Consider the following 19,301-nt stretch of genomic DNA (forward strand, 5'->3'; position numbering starts at 1 on the left):
GTGAACCGGGAGATAGCCGACTATCATTTAATAAAAATAATGATGCGGGAATGATTATATCCGTTTTTTCAGTACGTGTTTTCTGAAGGGTAAATTTGATGCGTCTATTTAAACAAAAAAGGAATGTCATAACCTGCGGCTATACAGCCCTCTTTATTTCTTTCAATCCGGCATTTTCTGCTCATGCGGAAAATTCATATTTAATGCCGAATGATATTAGCAGCCAGCGCTTAACTGATAGCCAACAGGTCGCGGGGTATAATGAGGATATTATTAATAGCCAAAGCCGAATATCCGGCCCGTTGGATATTAAAAAAGCGGTAAAGAATGCGGTGAACTGGCATCCGTCTATAACCCAGGAGGTGAGTAAACTCCAGGAGATGGCGCAGAAAGTCGACGTGGCGAAAGCCAAATATTACCCGCAAGTTAGTGCGGGTATGAATAATGGTTATAGTAATACCTATTCTGATGCCGGATATACGCCATCGCTGGTGGTGTCGGTATCGCAAATGCTGTACGACTTCGGCAAAGTGTCCAGCTCGGTCAGAGCCGCAGACTCCGGCGTTGCCCAACAGCAGGCTACCGTCATGCTGAGCATCGATCAGGTCGCTCATGACACCGCGGCGGCGGTAGTCCAGGTTCAGGGCTATCAGAAGCTGGTGGAAATCGCCAAAGCGCAGGTCAATTCGCTCAAACAGATTGGCGATCTTATTCGCCAGCGCAACGATGCGGGGGCGTCGTCTTTATCGGACGTCGTGCAGACCGATACCCGCGTGGAAGGCGCACAATCCACGCTCCTGCAATATCAGGCGGCCCTTGAGCGCTGGAAAGCCACGCTCGCGACCTACATTGGCATCGGCGGAATCGCCACGGTAACGGATGACGTCCCGCAGGGGATGGATGCCGCCTGCGCGGTAGCCAAAATCGATTATCGCTCAGTGCCTGCGGTATTAGCGGCGCTGGCCCAGGCCGGTCAGGCGCAGGCGCAGCTGGATAACGCCAATGCGCAAATGCTGCCGACGATTTCCCTTGAGCCGGAAGTTACCCACTACCTCAACGATAACTACGCCAACAGCGCGGTGCTCAATAAAACGCAATATTCCGCCTGGGTTAAAGTACAGATGCCCATCTATCAGGGCGGGGCGATGACCGCCTCCCGCGACGCCGCCCAGCAAAGCCTGGCGGCGGCGAATGCGGCGATCAAAACCGCGCAGCTGGACGCCAGCCAGAAACTCAACGCCTCGCGCGATGAAGCGGTTAATCTGGCTCAGTCGTTGGGTATTCAAAAGCGCCAGCAGCAGCTGGGCGAACAAACCCGGGCGCTGTATCAGGATCAGTACCTTCAGCTCGGTTCGCGCCCGCTGCTGGATCTGCTCAACGTCGATCAGGAAATTTACCAGGCCAGATTTAGCCAGGTCCTGACGGAATCGCAACTGCGCTCCCTGGAGCTGGACTGCCTGTTCAGCACCGGCAAGATGCGCACGGTGTTCGCGCTGGAAAAACAAAATATCCAGGGCGTGGAGATCCGCCCATGACCTCACAAGATGAACGCGCCGGGATACCGCATCTGATCGACTGGTCCAATGCGATAGCCTTTATTGCCAACCACTATCGACAAAGCTTTTCGCCCGGAACGCTGCATGCCGCCGCCGAATGGGCGACGCAGAAAACCCTGCCTGAGGCGCTCCGGCACCTGGCGCGCCACGCCGGGCTAAACTGCCAGTTTTTATCCGCCGCCGATCAGAAAATGTCGGCCTGGCGGCTACCGCTAGTCATCCAGCTTCGCGACGGCCAAATCGCCGTGGTTGAAAGCGTTGACGTCAATAACGCCGTCGGGGTGCGGTTTGTGAAGGAGCTCGCGCTGCTCAGCTACTGCCCGCTGGAAACCCTGCTGCCGGAAATTGAAAAGACCATTGCTTTTCGCCCGGCGGCGCCGGAAAGGGATATTCGCACCGAGAGCTATCTGGCCCGTTTTCAGCCGGACTGGCTGCGCAAAATTGTGCTGAAAGATATTCGCCCCTATATGCACGTGATGCTGGCGTCTTTTGCGATAAACGTTCTTGCGCTGAGCGGTATTCTGTTTTCGATGCAGGTTTACGATCGGGTGATCCCGGCGCAGTCTTATCCCACGCTTTATGTTCTGTTCAGCGGCGTATTGCTGGCGGCGGTCTTTGCTTTTGTGCTGAAAATTATGCGCGGGCACGTCACGGATCTGCTCGGCAAACGCGGGGATATTCGCGTTTCTGACCGGGTCTTCGGCCACGCGCTGCGCCTGAAAAACAGCGCCGTGCCGCGCTCGACGGGGAGCTTTATTTCGCAAATCCGCGAGCTGGAGCAGGTGCGAGAAATGATGACCTCGACGATGATGACCATCGTGGCGGATTTACCGTTCTTTCTCCTGTTTCAGGTGGTGCTGTTTATTGTCTCGCCGTGGCTAAGCTGGATTGCGCCGGTGGCGACGGTCCTGATGATCCTCCCCGGCCTGCTTTTGCAGCGCAAGCTGGCGGCGCTGGCCAATAAAAACCAGCACGAAAATACCTTGCGTAACGCCATCCTGGTGGAAAGCATCCAGGGATTGCAGGACATCAAAATGATGCAGGCGGAAAGCCGTTTCTTGCATCAGTGGAATAGCTATATCGCGATTACCGCCGAGTCAGGGGTCAAAACGCGCAGGCTCACCCACGGCCTGGTCAGCTGGGGAATGTCGGTGCAAAACCTGCTGTACGCCACGGTGGTGGTGGTCGGCGCGCCGCTGGTAATTAATGGCGACATCACCACCGGGGCGATGGTGGCGGCATCGATGCTATCGACCCGCATGGTGGCGCCGATGACCGCGCTGTGCGGGGTTCTTGCGCGCTGGCAGCAGGTGAAAACGGCGAAGGCCAGCCTCGATACGCTGATGGCGCTGCCGGTCGAAGGGGGGCAGGACGAACCTCGGGTTCATCGCGCCGTGCTGCACGGCAACTACGAGTTCCGCCAGGCGGAATTCCGCTATGGCCTTAACGACGCCGCCATCCCGCTGCGGATTAACCAACTGTCGATAAAAGCCGGGGAGAGAATCGCTATTCTTGGACGAATCGGCGCCGGTAAATCGACCTTACTGCAGGCGATGATGGGCAACATCGAGCTGGTCTCCGGCGAGCTGCGGCTGGATGATTTAAGCCTGCCGCAGATCGATCTCGCGGATATTCGCCGCAACGCCACCTTGCTGACCCAGGAAGCACGGCTGTTTCACGGCACCCTGCGCGAGAACCTGATCCTCGGGCGTCCGGCGGCGACGGATGATGAAATCTTCTCGGTGCTTACCCTGTGCGGCGCGCTGGAGTTCGTGCGCAAACTGCCCCTTGGTCTTGAACACGTCGTTATGGAAGGCGGACTGGGGCTGTCAGGCGGCCAGCGGCAGTCGCTGCTGCTGGCCAGAACGCTGCTGCGCGATCCGAACATTATCCTGCTCGATGAACCGACCTCGTTTTTCGACGAGCGAACAGAAAAAGCTTTTGTGGAACAGCTGGCGCAGTGGGCCGGTGAGAGAACGATGATTATCGCCACGCACAAAGCGGCGGTGCTCAATATCGTTGATCGGATCCTGGTTATCCAGGACGGGCAGCTGGCGCTGGATAAACCCAAAGCGACGGTCTTTGAACAAGAGAAAGCCCGCGGCCAGGTGGTGAATATATGAGTAAATTTCCCCTGCTGGCCGACAATGACCCGGTGGCGCTGCTGCCGGAGAGCGAACAAGACGAAGCGCAGATCGTAAAATCGCGACGGCTGATTCTCCTGCTGGCCGTGATGCTGCTGGTGGGCGGCGTCTGGGCATGGTTCGCGGTACTGGACGAAGTCTCAACGGGCACCGGGAAAGTGATCCCCAGCTCCCGCGAGCAGGTGATACAAACCCTCGACGGCGGTATTTTAACCGAGCTGAACGTACGGGAAGGCAGCAAGGTACAAGCCGGACAGGTCGTGGCCCGTCTCGACCCCACCCGCAGCGAATCTAATGTTGGCGAAAGCCAGGCGAAATATCGCGCCTCGCTGGCGGCGAGCATTCGTTTAACTGCCGAAGTCAACAATCAGCCGCTGGCGTTTCCCGACTCCCTGAAAGCCTGGCCCGCGCTGCTGGCCGAAGAGACTCGCCTCTACCATAGCCGCAAGGAGCAGTTGAGCAAATCGACGCGCCAACTGGATGAATCGCTAAAACTGGTCAATAGCGAACTGGCCATCACCGAAAGGCTGGCGAAAACCGGAGCGGCGAGCAATGTTGAAGTGCTACGTCTTCGCCAACAGGTCGCGGATATTAGCTTTAAAAAGATTGATCTTAATACCCGCTATTTTGTTGACGCACGTGAACAGCTGTCAAAAGCCAATGCCGACGTGGCCAGCCTGGCGGAAGTGATTAAAGGCCGCGCCGATTCGGTCACGCGCTTAACCGTTCGTTCGCCGGTTCAGGGGATCGTAAAAAATATCAAGGTCAACACCATTGGTGGGGTTATTGCGCCGAACGGCGAGCTGATGGAAATTGTTCCGGTAGATGGCCGATTATTAATTGAAGCGCGGATTTCACCGCGCGATATCGCTTTTATTCATCCTGACCAGCAGGCGCTGGTGAAAATTACCGCCTATGATTATGCCATCTATGGCGCGCTTAACGGCGTGGTGGAAACCATATCGCCGGATACGACCCAGGACGAAGCTAAACCCGATATTTACTACTATCGGGTGTTTATTCGTACTGACTACGATTACCTGGAAAATAAAAGCGGTAAGCGCTTTTTAATCGGCCCGGGAATGATTGCCACCGTTGATATTAAGACCGGGGAAAAAACGGTCATGGATTATCTGGTCAAACCGTTTAATCGGGCAAAAGAAGCATTAAGGGAACGTTAATCAATGTGCGAGCTCCTTATCGGCTACTGGTCACCGCCGTTTGCGGTCCGGTAGCCCGGACAAGACGCGTCGAGCGCCGCCTCCGGGGAGTGTGCCGGGCAGAGACATCGCCGCAATATCTAAAACCGGTTTGTTTGCAGTCTCTGATAATAATTTTTAAACATTCAACGCATTCTTGAATAAACGGAGAGGGAAAGATGGCGCTAAGTGACTTACTGCAACAAGCCTGCTTTCAGGCGAAAAAATTAAAATCCACCGTATTGCCCTCTGACTATCCGGCATGGGTCATTTTCTTTAGCGTCAGCGATGGAAAATCACGCGCGCATACTCATATCTCCAGCGGAACCAGCTTCGATCTCGCGTGGCTGGCAGGGGCCAGAGCGCTACAGGAGTGGCGTAAAAAACAGGACAGCGAACCGCAGTGGTTACGGATTGACCTCGTGGACAGCGTTGAAAAGCTCAGCTGGCAATCCCTCAACGAAAAATTCATGGTCACCAAGCGTAACTATTTTCGCTTTGGCCTTGCGTTTGATCCGCAGTTTAATTGCGCAATGCTTGAGCAGGAAATTACCGGTAACGCGCTGCTCTACGACGGGGATAACGGCGTCGTGGCGCCGAATAGCGTCAATCTGGAAAACTATGCCCAGCGGCGGTTTAAGCAGACGCTGAGCTGGCCGCAAGATCCGCAGCAGCCGCTCTGGCGTTTTAAAACCCAGGGCGTCTTCTGCGATCGTTTTGGGACAAAAGTGATTGAACATACCGGACGGGGTTCCGGCTATCGCGTCATTGGGGAAGAGTGGCAGGACGAGTGCCTCGCCGAGGTGATTAAAAAAGGCACCGATTATCTGGCCCGTCAGGTAAAGCAAGATGGCCTCTACCATTATGGCTGGTTTCCCTGTTTCGATCGTCCTGTCCGCTCCTATAACGCGCTGCGCCATGCCAGCTCGACCTATTCGCTGATCGAGGGCTGGGAGGCGACGCGTCAGTCGTCGGTTCGTCAGGCGATAGACCGCGCGATTGCGTACCTGGTTAACACGCTGATTGAAGTACGGACGCTGGACGATGGCCGCGAGGCGGCGTTTCTCTGCGACGTGGGCGATGAGATCAAGCTCGGCGGCAACGCCGTCAGCATCCTGGCGCTGGTGAAATACACCGAAACGACCGGAGACCGGCAATATCTGCCGCTGATGGCGCAGTTGGCGACCGGCATTGCCTTTATGCAGGATCCGCTCAGCGGCCAGTTTGTTCATGTATTAAATAGCCGCGATCTGTCGCTAAAAGCCAAATTCCGCATCATTTATTACGATGGCGAAGCGGCTTTTGCCCTGATGCGCCTGTACGGCCTGACCAACGCGCCGCAGTGGCTGGAGATGGTGGAAAAAGCCTTCGCCTATTTCATTAAAAATAAACACTGGCAGCATCACGACCACTGGCTGAGCTACTGCGTGAATGAATTAACCCGCTTTCGCCCGCAAGAGAAGTACTTTCGCTTTGGCCTGAACAACGTGCGCGATCATCTTGATTTCGTGCTGCATCGCGTCACCACCTATCCCACGCTGCTGGAATTAATGATGGCGGCGTCTGAAATGGTGACCCGCCTGGACGCCTCGCCCGAGCATCGCCATCTGCTGGCGGATTTTGACCAGCAGAAGTTCTGGCAGGCGCTGGAGGCCCGCGCCCGCTATCTGCTGAACGGCTTTTTCTGGCCCGAGCTGGCGATGTTCTTTAAAAATCCCGCGCGGATCGTCAACAGCTTCTTTATTCGCCATCACAGCTACCGCGTGCGAATCGATGACGTCGAGCACTATCTTTCCGGCTTTATCGCCTACCAGAAATACCATTTAGCGGCAAAAAAGCCGCCGCTCCAGCAGGACGACGCGCCGCCGGCGAATAGCGCGACCCCCGTGTTTCTGCTGGAGACCCTGCGTGACGTCGGCAACGGTATTGAGGTGGCGGCCATGCGCAGGGCGAAGCTGTTCACCGAACATCTGGGCACCGTACCCTGGCTGATTACCGCGACGTGGAATCCCGAACTCTCCACGGCGGTTAAGGCGCTGAAAGCCCGCGGCGCACTGCCCGAAGAGGTGCCGGTTTATAACCTGTATACGTGGCTAAGCGATTGTCTTGAGATGAATGCGATCTCTGCGCTGGCGCCGCTGGTGGGCAATATCGAGCTCAGGCATGCCGTGAATCCCACCGCGGATCTACCGGTGGGTAAACACAACTTCCTGCTGCGTCCGCAGGGGAGAATCATCGAAGACTATATTGATCGCGCCGGCAATATTCTGCTGCGCAAAAGCTTTGACGAAAAAAAAGGCAACGTGCAGCTAAGCCATCTTGAAATCGCTCTGGCGGGAGGGGAGGTCAAACGCTTTGCTCAGGAAGAGGCGTTTTATGCGTGGATGCTGGAAACCCGGCTGGCGGAAAAAGGGCGCTGGCACTTTATCGTCGATAAAAATAAAACGTGGAAAAGCTTCGTCTGCTCACGGCCCGCCCAGCGTATGGCATGCACGCTGAGCGCGATTATTCACTCCCATCATCAGTTGTCTAACGGGGCGCTGAAAAGCTCATACCGGCATATCCTGGAACAGCCGGAACTCGTAGACCAGCTGATTGTCCTGACTGATGAACAGTGGCAGGACCTGCAGCAGGAGGGATTTCCGGCCGCCCGGATGGCGGTGATCCCCAACCATCTTGATAACGGCGCTATACCGGCGAATCCGCAGAAGACGCCTTCGCAAACGGTCATTTACCTGGCGCGCTACTCGGAAGAGAAACAGCACGCTTTACTGCTGAGCGCGTTTCGTCAGGTCGTGAAGGCGATCCCTGACGCGCAGCTGCACACTTATGGGGTAGGGCCGCTGCGGCGCAGCTTAAGCGCGCAGGTGGCGGAGTGGGGGCTGGAGCATGCGATCCATATCAACGGTTTCACCTCCGACATCGCGCTGGCACACAAGACGGCCTGCTGCACGGTGCTTTGTTCGACTCAGGAGGGGCAGTCCATTTCCGCCGTCGAGGCGATGGCATACGGTACGCCGTTAATTAGCTTCGCCATTAAATATGGCCCGCGCGACATCCTGCAGGACCGGCAGGCGGGAATTCTGGTGCCATGCGGCGATGAGGACGCGCTGGCGGCGGCGATGATCAAGGTCATCTCCGACCAGACGCTACAGCAAAGTATGCAGCAGGCCGCGCTGCGCAACGCGCAACGTTACTACGCCAGCGCGATCGCCGGACGCTGGGCGGCATGGCGGCAGGCAAGCGAACGTCTGCTGGATACCGGAACGGAGCAGGCGAGCGGGCTGGAAAAAAAGCGTCATCAGGCGGCTAACGTTGGATAACCATCAGCGCCTTTTCCCTTTGCCCGGCCCCCTGGAGCGGTGATGAGGCGAGTCATCACGCTGCTGCTGGCGTCCTGCTGCAGTTCGCCGCTGTTGGCCAGCGATATCGTGCAGGTTTCGCGCTGCGTTCCCGGCTCCCTGCTTCATGAGCACCGCCTGGAAAAAACGCACGTGGTGGATGACTTTCACATTTACTACAGCCTGCAGGGCAAAGATGCCCTGCGATATCCGCAGGATAGTACCGGCGATGGCGTGCCGGACGTCATAAAAGATATTGGTCGTCAGCTACAGGCGGCGCAATATCTCTACACCTCGCTGCTGGGCCTGCGCTCGCCGCTACGGCAGAAAATTTATGCCCAGGCCCGACAGATTAACCTCTATCTGCTGGCGCTACCTAAAGGTCATGGCCTGGCCTTCGATCGCGTGGCGGCAGAAACGATGAGCGATGGAACGGCGCTGCCCTGCGGCTTAAAAATTGTCCTCAACGCCGGGCTGCAACCCGCGCGCAACGTTACGCCAGCCCATGAATTATTCCATTTATACCAGTATGGTTACGCGGTTTTTAAACAGAAATGGTACCTGGAGGGTATGGCGCGCTGGATGGAAAATGCCTTCAGACCCGCTGAGAAAAGAATCGCGCCGTCAGCTGAACTTCCTGCTTGCGAGAGTAACTTTTCTCGTGGCTATAATGCGGCGGCCTTCTGGGCTAGCTACGCACAGCACGCTTTCCCGGCGATAATCTTGCCGAATAAGGTGCTGGCATATCGCTATGTTGATGGCAGCCCGGTGTTTAAACTCCAGTCGCTGCCAGGGGGAGAGATGCTGCGGCCATTTTTTCAACAGTTAGCGCAAAGCAGTGCAGGTATTTCCCGCGAAATGAAGCTGGCTAATACCCGCTGGACTGAGAAACAGCAGCGTGACGGACAGTTCAACAGTCTGATTTGCCAGGCCCTGGCAGATACCGTAATAAAATGACAGGCAATAAAAAACCCGCAGCGCGGGTTTTTAGATCAGTTACGCAGCCTTGGAGCCTGGAGCTGCTGACGGATCGTTCTCGCCAGCTCATCCATTGAAGGTTGTTCAGGGTGTTCGTCGCTGGGCTCGCTGCTTAGCTGCGCTTCTGCAAGATAAGTGTGAATCGGCTGGCCATCATCGTCCTCCATCACCACGTGATACCAGGGTGCAAGACGCAGTTCGTCGTTAGCGGCGATCTCGTCCTCTTCCGGCTCCGTGAGCGAGTACTCTGGATCGACATCGACGATCACGCCCAGGTAGCCCAGAAGCGTGTGGCGAACTTGTTGGCCGATACCGAATTTGCTGGCTATCATAAGCACCTCCCGGGAGACATGATTACCTGCTATATGCGGGCCGATTCTCCATTTTTCAAGTTACATGATGCGGCAAGCAAACCCTTTCAGATACAGCCCTTCCGGGTAGGTTGCTATCACCGGATGATCGGCAGCCTGGCGGAACTGTTCTATAAATTGTACATCACGTCCGGCATCCAGGGCGGCATCGGCAACGATTTTCTGAAATAAATCGGTAGTCATCAGGCCGGAACAGGAGAAGGTCAGCAGTACGCCGCCGGGATTCAACAGCTGAATCGCCAGCATGTTGATGTCCTTATAGCCGCGGCAGGCGCCCATCAGCTGGCTTTTATTTTCCACAAACTTCGGCGGATCCATTACGATAACATCGAACTTTTCCCCGGCGTCGCGATATTTACGCAGCAGCTTGAAGACGTCGTCGCGGATGAACTCCGCTTTTGACAGATCCAGCTTATTCAGCTCAACGTTCTGTCTGGCGACGTCCAGCGCCTCCTGGGAGGTATCAACGCTGACAACTTGGCGGCAGCCGCCCATCAGCGCGGAGATGGCAAAACCGCCGGTATAGGAGAAGCAGTTCAGCACGCGCTTATCGGCGACGTAGCGACGCGTCGCCAGACGGCTGTCGCGCTGGTCAAGGTAATAGCCGGTTTTATGGCCGCCCTGAATGTCTACCAGCAGCTGCATACCGTGCTCGGTAATCGGCAGCAGGGCAGGCGGCAGCTCGCCGACAACCGGCCCCTGCGCCAGCTCCAGCCCCTCTTTTTTACGCACCGCAACGTCGCTACGATCGTAGATAGCGCAGTTCGGGAACAGCGTTTGCAGCGCGCTAACAATCGACGCCCGCTGGTATTCGGCACCGGCGCTCAGCAGCTGCAGAACAAAAAAGTCGCCAAAACGGTCGATGGTCACGCCCGGCAGACCGTCGGATTCACCGGCTATCAGGCGATAGCTATCAAGCCCGTCGCGTGCCGCCAGCCACTCGCGCCAGGTTTGCGCCTGCTGAAGACGACGCTCAAAAAAGGCGTTATCAATGGCTTCATCGCGATCGAAGCTCCAGACACGGGCGCGGATCTGCGAAGACGGCGAATAGGCGCCGCGGGCCAGCCATTTTCCCTGCGAATCAACGATATCGATGGTCTCACCTGAACGGGCTTTACCTTCCATCCGGGCGACGGCGCCGGAGAAAATCCACGGATGGCGACGCAGCAGGGATTTCTCGCGTCCTTTGGTTAACACTAAGCGGGGGAAAATGGAGTCTGTCATGGGGCTACCTTTAAGCAACGGGAATGTCGGCACCGAAAAAATGGCGCGTAGGTTAGCACAAGTGGCTGAGGCAAGCACCATTCCACCGGTATCGACAGGTGAGCGTTTCGGCACAAAACGCAGGCGCTTTGGCACAATAAAAATCACGCCGGGATCTTACAGTATTTCCTCACCTGACGGAGGAAAATACGATGAAAACAGGATTGAAATTCGCTGCCGCGATAATGGTCATGATAAGTGGAACGGCGATTGCCGCGCCGTTTAGCGTCAGCAGCGCGGATATGCGCGACGGCCAGACGCTGGCGCAGACGCACTGGTTTGGCGGTTTTGGCTGCACCGGCGGCAATATCTCACCGCAAATCGCCTGGCAAAATGCCCCGGCAGGGACCCGCAGTTTCGCGGTGACCGCTTACGATCCTGATGCGCCGACCGGGAGCGGTTGGTGGCACTGGACGGTGGTGAATATTGCCCAACAGGTGACAAGCATAGCCGCTGGCGCCGGAGACAAAAATAACGCTAAACTGCCTGCCGGGGCGGTACAGGGGCGCAATGACTTTGGCTATGCGGGCTTTGGCGGTGCGTGTCCGCCGGCCGGGGATAAACCGCATCGCTACCGCTTTACGGTATGGGCGCTGGATACCCCGACGCTGCCCATTGATGGCGACGCCAGCGGGGCGTTAGTCGGTTTTATGTTGCATAGCCACGCCATCGCCAGCGCGCAGATAACGGCGATGGCCGGAAGATAAAATAAGGGCAGCCTGATGCGGAACATCAATTTTCACCATAACGCGTTAACGGCGGCGGAAATTACCACCCGACGATTATGCAAATTGCACCGCGTCACGCTGTTCTCACCTGCGATCTGCCGGGTAAACCGCGGCAGCAAAGTGATTGTACAGGGCGTCAGCGAGATGCTGGCAACGCCGCAGCAGCTGATTATTTTGCCCGCCGAGGTTGAGCTCGAGGTGATTAATCAGCCGGAAAACGGACTGTTTTGCTCCGATCTGCTCTCATTAACTCCGGAACTGCTGGCGGATTTTAAGAATCACTATATGAGCGAACCGCAGGCTGGCCGCCTGACGTCGCTTTGCGCGCCGCTGGGGGCGGAACTGTCGTTTATGTGGCAAAGCGTGCTGCAGGCGGTACGGGAGGGGCTCAGCGGCGAACTGCAGCATCATCAGGCAATGGGACTGCTGCTGGCGCTGTATCAGGCCGGATACGCCGGACCGCTGCTCAACGAACGGCGCGAAGACATAACCGGCCAGGTCAGGCAAATTATTATGCTGTCGCCTGGCGATGCGTGGAGCGTAGCGAAAGTGGCTAAGATGCTGTTTCTGGGGGAGTCGACGCTGCGCCGCCGTTTGCAGCTGGAGTCCCGCAGTTTCCGCCAGATCGTGGAAGAGGTCCGTATGGCCTACGCGCTGGGGCAATTACAGTCGACGTCGCGACCTATTGGCGACATTGCGCAAAGCAGCGGCTACCTGTCAGGCTCGCGCTTTAGCGCCCGTTTCCGCCAGCACTATGGATTATTACCTAAACATGTACGCTGACGGAATTTGCTATCCTCTGTAGTGAGTCATTGTCCGGAAAGGAGAGAGAATATGGCAACGGTTTGCACGATGGCGTGGGTATACGGCTCCGTTCAGGGCGTCGGGTTTCGCTATTCGACCCAGCGCGAGGCGCTGCAGCTTGGATTAACCGGATACGCACGCAATCTCGACGACGGCGGCGTGGAAGTGCTGGCCTGCGGAGAGGCTGAACAGGTGGAGAAGCTTATCGCCTGGCTGAAAGCCGGCGGGCCGCGCAGCGCGCGAGTTGACAGGGTTCTGACCGAGCCCCATCAGCCCACCAGAGAGTGGCAAAAATTCGCCATTTTGTATTAGATGCACTTTACCGGCTTGGGCAGACCGGCGATTTTTGTCGCCTGCTTAGCCGGGCCTTTCGGAAACAGGCGGTAGAGATAGCGGCTGTTGCCTTTTTCTTCGCCGAACTTGTTCGCCATCGCCTTCACCAGCATACGAATCGCCGGTGAGGTGTTGAATTCCAGATAAAAGTCGCGCACAAAGCGCACCACTTCCCAGTGTTCAACGGAAAGGCTGATGCCCTCCTGCTCGGCGATAACGGCCGCCATCGCTTCGTTCCACTGGGTTGTGTCCTTCAGATAGCCTTCGCTATCGGTCTCTATTTCATTACCGTCAAAGATAAACATGATTCTTCACATACCGCTGAAAATGGCGGCAGTGTAGCAAAAAATAAGGCCCCGCATAAGCGGGGCCTCAGAACAACCGGGGAGAGAATTAGTCTCTGCTGGCGAAGCCAAGGATGCTCAGCAGGCTGACGAAGATGTTGTACAGCGAGACGTACAGGCTAACGGTCGCGCGGATGTAGTTGGTTTCACCGCCGCGGATGATATTGCTGGTCTCAAACAGAATCGCGCCTGAAGAGATGAGGATAAACACCGCGCTGATGGCCAGATGTAGGGCCGGCAGCTGCAGGAAAATGTTGGCGACCATACCGATCAGCACGACCACCACGCCCGCCATCAGCATGCCGCCGAGGAAGGACATATCTTTACGGGTGGTCAGCACGTAGGCCGAGCAGCAGAAGAACACCAGTGCGGTACCGCCCAGCGCCAGGCCGATTAAGTCTCCCATGCCCGCAGACAGGTAGGCATTAAGCATTGGCCCCAGGATATAGCCCAGAAAACCGGTAAAGGCGAACGCGGAAATGATACCCGTTGGCTTATTCGCCGTTTTATAGGTCAGGAACATCAGGCCGTACATACCGACCAGCGTCAGAATCAGACCCGGAGAAGGCAGCATCAACACGGTGCTGGCCGTTGCCGTAATGGCCGAAAATGCCAGCGTCAGGCTAAGCAGGAAATAGGTGTTCCGCAGAACTTTGTGCGTGCTAAGCAGCGATGAACGGTCACGCGACGATGTAATGATACGATCCATGAGTCACTCTCTTATGACAGATGTAATTAATAACGAAGCATAAAAAAATCAAGGCCGAAGCCATAGTGCTTTTACCCATCTTTACTCAAGGGCTATGGGCTGAATGCAGCATTTAATTCCAGAAAAACAAAAATACACAGTATGTTTATTTGTTCGCCTTCGGAAGTCAGATCGAAATCTGATAACTCACTGAAAAATATTGCGTTATAGCCATTCTGCGGCTAACTCTGGAGAGGGTACAAACGAAGCGTAACAAAGGCAAGGGATATGAAATCACAACAATATAAGCACATCACACGCGTACTACTGACCATCGGCCTGTTCTCCATGGCTATTCCGACGCTGGCCGCTCAGGTGCCGCCGGGAACGGTGCTGGCCGAGAAGCAGGAGCTGGTCAGAAATAACGGCAGCGAGCCGTCATCGCTGGATCCGCATAAAGTGGAAAGCGACGTTGAAAACAACATTATCAGCGATCTTTTCGAGGGGCTGGTCAGCGTATCGCCAACAGGAGAGATTGAGCCCCGGCTGGCGGAGAAGTGGGAGAATAAAGACAACACCGTCTGGACGTTCCACCTGCGCCCCGGAGTGACCTGGTCCGACGGTACGGCGATTACGGCGCAGGATATCGTCTGGAGCTGGCAGCGTCTGGTGTCGCCGCTTACTGCGTCCCCTTACGCGAGCTACCCCGGCAATATGCATATCGTCAACGGCGCAGAGATAGCGCAGGGCAAAAAAGCGCCCGAGACGCTGGGCGTCAAGGCGCTGGATGATGCCACCCTTGTGGTGACCTTAACTCAGCCGAATGCCGCGTTTTTGGCGATGTTGGCGCACCCGTCTCTGGTTCCGCTCGATAAAGTGCTGATATCGCGCTACGGCGACAAGTGGACCAAACCGGAGCATATGGTGACCAGCGGGCCTTATAAGCTGTCGCAGTGGGTGGTGAATGAGCGCATTGTGGCCGAACGCAATCCGCGCTACTGGGATAACGCGCATACGGTCATCAATAAGGTGACCTACCTGCCGATAAGTTCTGAAACCGCCGACGTCAACCGCTATAAGGCGGGAGAGATCGACATCGTGTATACGGTGCCGATTAATCAGTTTGCCCAGCTCAAAAAAACCATGGGCGATCAGCTGGATGTTTCACCGCAGCTGGCCACCTACTATTACGAATTCAACACCACCCGGCCGCCGTTTAACGACTCCCGCGTACGACGGGCGCTCAATATGGCTCTCGATAAAGACATTATCGCGGAGAAGGTGCTGGGGCAGGGACAGCGTCCGGCCTGGCTTATCAGCCAGCCTGACATCGGCGGGGTAGAGCTGCACAATCCCGAGTACGCCAACTGGCCGCGCGATAAGCGTATCGCCGAGGCGAAAAAGCTGCTGAGCGAGGCCGGGTATAACGAGTCACACCCGCTGGTCTTTAATCTGCTCTATAACACATCCGAATCTCACCAGCGAATTGCCATCGCCGCCAGCTCGATGTGGAAAAAGAATCTTGGCGTGGAGGCGAAGCTGCAAAACCAGGAGTGGAAGACCATGCTCGACACCATGCATACGCATAATTTTGACGCCGTGCGCTACGCGTGGATCGCTGACTACGACGATGCAGCGACGTTTCTCAACAACTTCCGCACCGGCGACAGTGAAAATACCAGCCAATACAGCAACCCGGCCTACGATGAGGCGCTGCGCAATGCGGCAAAAGCTTCTGACACGATGGCGCGGGGCAAGTTCTACCAGCAGGCGGAGGATTTGTTAGGGCAGGATGTCCCGGCGATTCCGGTCTACCACTATGTGCGCACCCATCTGGTCAAGCCATGGGTAGGCGGATTTACGCCGGATAAGCTGGGGTATTACTACAGCAAAGATATGTATATCAAAAAACATTAACCCGCAGAGGGCAGTTTGCGCTGAAAATCTGCGCAAACTGCCTGAATTTCAGACGAATAACGAGTTTTTGTTTAATTTTAAGGCAGTTGAATAAATTGGTGCTTTACAGCCGGAACAGAGGTGTTTATAGTGCGCCTCATTGGAAGCGTGGCCGAGCGGTTGAAGGCACCGGTCTTGAAAACCGGCGACCCGAAAGGGTTCTAGAGTTCGAATCTCTACGCTTCCGCCAAATATAAACCCCGAGCTATTAAATAGCTCGGGGTTTTTCGTTTTATACGCTTTCTGTTGCGCCATTATCCAGATTAAGCGTTGATGCAGCGCCCGCGTAGGTAAACGCTGCCTCAACCTGTCCCTAACGCAGCTGCGCGCAGGCTTCGGCAATCCGCTGACAGGCCAGCGTCAGCAGCCCATCTTCTACCGCGTAGGCAATACGTAAATACCCCGGCATGCCGAACGCGGACCCGTGTAACACGGCCACCTGAGTGTGTTCTAACAGCCAGTTCGCCAGCCCGCTGTCGTCGTAGAGGGTTTCGCCGCCAGGGGTCACCCGCCCAATAAGCTGCTGGCAGTTGGCAAAGACATAGAATGCGCCCTGGGGGATGCAAGCGCTCAGGCCCTCGGTGGCGGCAATCATCCCCAGCACCTGCTGGCGACGTTTATCCAACCTGTGCAGCCAGCCGTCGAAGAAATCCGCCGAATGGTTAAGGGCCGAGACCGCCGCCGCCTGTGAAATACTGCTGGGATTGGACGTGCTTTGTGATTGCAGGATCTGCATGGCGGCAATCAGCCACTGCGGCCCACCCGCATAGCCCAGACGCCAGCCGGTCATGGCGTGGCTTTTGGACACGCCGTTCACCGTCAGCGTGCGGGAAACCAGCTGCGGCGCGGCCTGAGCAAACGTGGTGAACGGGGTATTGTCGTAACGCAGCGGCTCATAAATGTCGTCGGCCATCACCAGCACCTGCGGGTAGTCCGCCAGCACGTCTGCCAGCGCGCGCAGCTCCGGTTCGCTGTAAATCGCCCCGGTCGGGTTGCCCGGCGAATTGAGGATCAACCAGCGCGTTGACGGGGTGAGGGCTGCGGCCAGTTGTTCCGGCGTCAGCTTCCAGCCGTGTTGTTCATCACAGGGCACAATCACCGGTTCACCGTCGGCCAGAGAGACCATATCCGGGTAGGAGACCCAGTAGGGGGCGGGAATAATCACCTGCTGCCCGACGTCCAGGGTTGCCAGAAAGGCATTGAAAATGAGCTGCTTGGCGCCGCTCCCGGCGATGATCTCCTCCGGGCGGTAGTGCAGCTGGTTGTCGCGCGCGAACTTGGCGGCAATCGCCGACTTTAACGCTGCGGTGCCGGAAACGGCGGTATACTTAGTCTGGTGATGTACGATAGCTTCAATGCCCGCATAGCTAATATGGGGCGGGGTAGCAAAATCCAGTTCCCCTTCGCCCAGGTTGATAACCTGCTTGCCTGCGGCTTCCAGTACCCGTACCTGGTCAGAAATGGCCGCGGTTGGAGAAGGCCGTACGGATCGCATACGACGGGCGATTTGACTGTTATTCATAAATCCTCTTTTGTATCTAATGATTCAATTAATACAATTAGGTACCCAACATCAGCAGGAAACTCGCCGTGTCACCGATCTATATTCTCGATAACAGCTCCGCCCCCGCCCGCTACGGTATCACCGCCAGCCTGTGGGCCAATCGTCTTGGGTTGCCCCTATGGAGCCTTCGCCCCAACTTCGCCGGGGATATGCCCGATAGCCACCAGCACGTTATTCGTGCAGGGTACTGCGTGACCAGCGGCCTCTGGCGCAGCGATACGCTGCGTGAAGAGGTGCGCGATATCGCCCGCCTGCCGTCATCAGACGTCGTCATTGTGCTGGCGTCCTCGCAGGCGTCGCTTATCGCCGACCTGCCGGGCCAGCGGCTTTACAGCGATGACAGCCGCCATCGCCTGACGCTCAGCGACGGGCAACACACGCTGTTAGATCTCACCGCCGACCGCTATGGCCGCTGGGATAGCGGCGTGTCGTCGTCTGCCGGCGCGTCCTTGCGCATCGCGTTGATTGGCCGCGAGGCGGACCACCGTCTGGTCTATCCCGCCACGCTCGGCTCACTAGGCGATGCGGCGGCGTCCCTTGGGCTGAACCTTGATGTCCATTTCTTCGCGCCGGTCAGTCTGTCCGCTGGGTTACACGAACTTCACCTCTTCCAGGGCGTAGTGCTGCCTGGCGGTTCGTCCATGGCGGCGGTCAACGGACAAATCCGCGTGGCGGAACAGACCCTGGCCCGCGGGCAGCCAACGCTGGGGCTGTGCCTGGGAATGCAGAGCATGATGACCGCAGCCGTGCGCCGTAGCCCGGGTTTCGAATCGGCCATTCCCGCGGAAGTCGCCCCCGATGAAGCTCTGCACAGCTTTGTTCCCTTTGCCGATGGCCGTCACCGCTGCGGCGTATTTCCTTTTTCCTCGGGGCTTATCCCCGGCGATATCCGCGAAATGCACTACAACCATCGCTACTGCTTTAACCCCGACTTATTGCCAGCGCTGTCTCCCGGCGGGGTCCGCGTGAGCGCGCAAAGCGACGGTATAGTGCAGGCCGTTTCCCAGCCTGAGCTGCCGTTCTGGCACGGAGTTCAGGGGCATCCGGAACTGATGTCCCGCCCGGATGCGCCCCATCCGCTGTTCGTCGCCTTCCTACAGGCGGCGCTTAACGCGCCAGCGTAACTCCGCTGCGACGGTCGCTGGCAAGCGCCTGCATGACGCGGGTCAGCTCTGCCAGCGCCGCGTCGCCGATCGGTTTTAACGGTGCGCGTACGGTGCCGCCGTTAAAGCCGCGCAGCGCCATCGCCGCTTTCACCAGCTGCGGCTGACCGTGTTTGCGCGCCAGCGCCCGATACGCGTACCACAGCTGATGCAAATCGCGGGCGGTGGCGGCGTCGCCCCGTTCCACGGCGCGGAAGGTATTGACGATCAGCTCCGGCAGCGCGCCGCTGTTGGTCGTGCTGATGCCGTCAAATCCGGCCATCATCGGCCCGAGGAAAGCCAGATCGGAGGCGCAGAATAAACGTAAACGCCCGCGCAGGCGGTTGGCAATCTGGTCGATGGCGGTAGGGTTGAGATCGCCCTGTTTGATGCCAACCACGTTCGGGATCTCTGCCAGCCGTTCCAGCAGCGCCGGGGAGAGGGTAATGCCGATACCCGGCGCGTTGTACACCAGAATGCCGGTTTTAGATAACGGTGCCATCTCATTGAAGTAGCTGACGATCTGTTCGTCAGTGATTTCGCTAACAAAGGGCGCGGTGACCATCGGCAGGCCACCCAGCTCGCTTGCCAGAACGGTCAGCTCGCGGGCGTCGCGCGGATCGGAACTGGCGCTGCATAGCATCACCGCCACGCGGTCATCCACGCAGGCCATCACTTCATGAAACAGTTCGCGGCGTTCTTCGACGGTCATTACCGGGAACTCGCCGTAGGTGCCGCCAATCAGCAGGCCGTCATAGCCCAGACCAATCACGCGTTCGATGTTTTCACGCAACGCCGGGTAGTCGATCGCGCCGCTGGCGTCGAACGGGGTGACGGTAATGTTGAAAATACCGCGCAGGCGTTCACGGCACTCATTGATATCTTTCATC

At 57.0% G+C, this 19,301-nt stretch carries 16 protein-coding genes and 1 tRNA gene; 11 read left to right on the top strand and 6 right to left on the bottom strand.

From position 1 onward, the window contains the following. Positions 1-98: 98 nt before the first annotated feature. The 5 genes from IYV58_RS09440 (at position 99) to IYV58_RS09460 (ending at position 9,197) form a co-directional block, all read left to right on the top strand. A complete protein-coding gene (locus tag IYV58_RS09440) occupies positions 99-1,535 on the top strand; it encodes a TolC family outer membrane protein (RefSeq protein ID WP_004131040.1) in 1,437 nt (478 codons plus the stop codon). Then, positions 1,532-3,679: a type I secretion system permease/ATPase gene (locus IYV58_RS09445; protein WP_004131041.1), complete on the top strand. Its 2,148-nt coding sequence runs from the start codon at positions 1,532-1,534 to the stop codon at positions 3,677-3,679. Before IYV58_RS09440 ends, IYV58_RS09445 begins: the two co-directional genes overlap by 4 nt. Beyond that, positions 3,676-4,881, top strand: coding sequence for an HlyD family efflux transporter periplasmic adaptor subunit (locus IYV58_RS09450; RefSeq protein ID WP_004131043.1), 1,206 nt, complete (start codon positions 3,676-3,678; stop codon positions 4,879-4,881). Before IYV58_RS09445 ends, IYV58_RS09450 begins: the two co-directional genes overlap by 4 nt. Before the next feature lie 197 nt (positions 4,882-5,078). Further along, the gene (locus tag IYV58_RS09455) at positions 5,079-8,222 is read left to right on the top strand and encodes a glycosyltransferase (protein ID WP_195729539.1); all 3,144 of its coding nucleotides are present in this window, start codon (positions 5,079-5,081) and stop codon (positions 8,220-8,222) included. Positions 8,223-8,264: 42 nt separating this feature from the next. Then, a complete protein-coding gene (locus tag IYV58_RS09460) occupies positions 8,265-9,197 on the top strand; it encodes a hypothetical protein (protein WP_004131052.1) in 933 nt (310 codons plus the stop codon). A gap of 35 nt (positions 9,198-9,232) precedes the next feature. Here the strand turns inward: IYV58_RS09460 and hspQ are convergent, their stop codons facing one another. Both hspQ and rlmI read right to left on the bottom strand, forming a co-directional pair. After that, on the bottom strand, positions 9,233-9,550 hold the full coding sequence (gene hspQ, locus IYV58_RS09465) for a heat shock protein HspQ (protein ID WP_004131053.1): 318 nt from the start codon (positions 9,548-9,550) through the stop codon (positions 9,233-9,235). A 60-nt stretch (positions 9,551-9,610) separates the two neighbouring features. Further along, positions 9,611-10,813: a 23S rRNA (cytosine(1962)-C(5))-methyltransferase RlmI gene (rlmI, locus tag IYV58_RS09470; RefSeq protein WP_004131054.1), complete on the bottom strand. Its 1,203-nt coding sequence runs from the start codon at positions 10,811-10,813 to the stop codon at positions 9,611-9,613. 191 nt (positions 10,814-11,004) lie between these two features. Here rlmI and IYV58_RS09475 point away from each other — a divergent pair, with 191 nt between their 5' ends. The 3 genes from IYV58_RS09475 to yccX are packed head-to-tail and all read left to right on the top strand — an operon-like array spanning position 11,005 to position 12,696. Continuing rightward, positions 11,005-11,559, top strand: coding sequence for a YbhB/YbcL family Raf kinase inhibitor-like protein (locus IYV58_RS09475; protein WP_004131055.1), 555 nt, complete (start codon positions 11,005-11,007; stop codon positions 11,557-11,559). Positions 11,560-11,574: 15 nt separating this feature from the next. After that, positions 11,575-12,363: a helix-turn-helix transcriptional regulator gene (locus IYV58_RS09480; RefSeq protein WP_087828863.1), complete on the top strand. Its 789-nt coding sequence runs from the start codon at positions 11,575-11,577 to the stop codon at positions 12,361-12,363. 51 nt (positions 12,364-12,414) lie between these two features. Further along, positions 12,415-12,696 (top strand): acylphosphatase, encoded by a 282-nt coding sequence (yccX, locus tag IYV58_RS09485; RefSeq protein WP_004131057.1) that lies wholly within the window; start codon positions 12,415-12,417, stop codon positions 12,694-12,696. Here yccX and tusE read toward each other — a convergent pair. Further along, the gene (gene tusE, locus IYV58_RS09490) at positions 12,693-13,022 is read right to left on the bottom strand and encodes a sulfurtransferase TusE (RefSeq protein ID WP_004131058.1); all 330 of its coding nucleotides are present in this window, start codon (positions 13,020-13,022) and stop codon (positions 12,693-12,695) included. The genes yccX and tusE overlap by 4 nt on opposite strands. Before the next feature lie 88 nt (positions 13,023-13,110). After that, positions 13,111-13,770: an FtsH protease modulator YccA gene (yccA, locus tag IYV58_RS09495; protein ID WP_004100829.1), complete on the bottom strand. Its 660-nt coding sequence runs from the start codon at positions 13,768-13,770 to the stop codon at positions 13,111-13,113. 267 nt (positions 13,771-14,037) lie between these two features. On the opposite strand from yccA, the gene IYV58_RS09500 reads away from it, so the two are divergent. Both IYV58_RS09500 and IYV58_RS09505 read left to right on the top strand, forming a co-directional pair. After that, entirely contained in the window at positions 14,038-15,666 is a 1,629-nt protein-coding gene (locus IYV58_RS09500) for an ABC transporter substrate-binding protein (protein WP_195729540.1), read from the top strand. A gap of 141 nt (positions 15,667-15,807) precedes the next feature. Continuing rightward, positions 15,808-15,895, top strand: a tRNA-Ser gene (locus tag IYV58_RS09505). A 123-nt stretch (positions 15,896-16,018) separates the two neighbouring features. On the opposite strand, the gene IYV58_RS09510 is transcribed toward IYV58_RS09505, so the two are convergent. Continuing rightward, positions 16,019-17,227, bottom strand: a complete 1,209-nt coding sequence (locus tag IYV58_RS09510) for a pyridoxal phosphate-dependent aminotransferase (protein ID WP_195729541.1) — start codon at positions 17,225-17,227, stop codon at positions 16,019-16,021. 68 nt (positions 17,228-17,295) lie between these two features. On the opposite strand from IYV58_RS09510, the gene IYV58_RS09515 reads away from it, so the two are divergent. Further along, entirely contained in the window at positions 17,296-18,393 is a 1,098-nt protein-coding gene (locus IYV58_RS09515; protein WP_195729542.1) for a glutamine amidotransferase-related protein, read from the top strand. Here the strand turns inward: IYV58_RS09515 and IYV58_RS09520 are convergent. Next, positions 18,377-19,300 (bottom strand): dihydrodipicolinate synthase family protein, encoded by a 924-nt coding sequence (locus tag IYV58_RS09520; RefSeq protein ID WP_049123361.1) that lies wholly within the window; start codon positions 19,298-19,300, stop codon positions 18,377-18,379. The two genes, IYV58_RS09515 and IYV58_RS09520, sit on opposite strands and share 17 nt — an antisense overlap. Between the last annotated feature and the right edge of the window lies 1 nt (position 19,301).

This window comes from Klebsiella sp. BDA134-6, assembly GCF_015601345.1.
GTDB classification, from domain to species: domain Bacteria; phylum Pseudomonadota; class Gammaproteobacteria; order Enterobacterales; family Enterobacteriaceae; genus Klebsiella; species Klebsiella grimontii.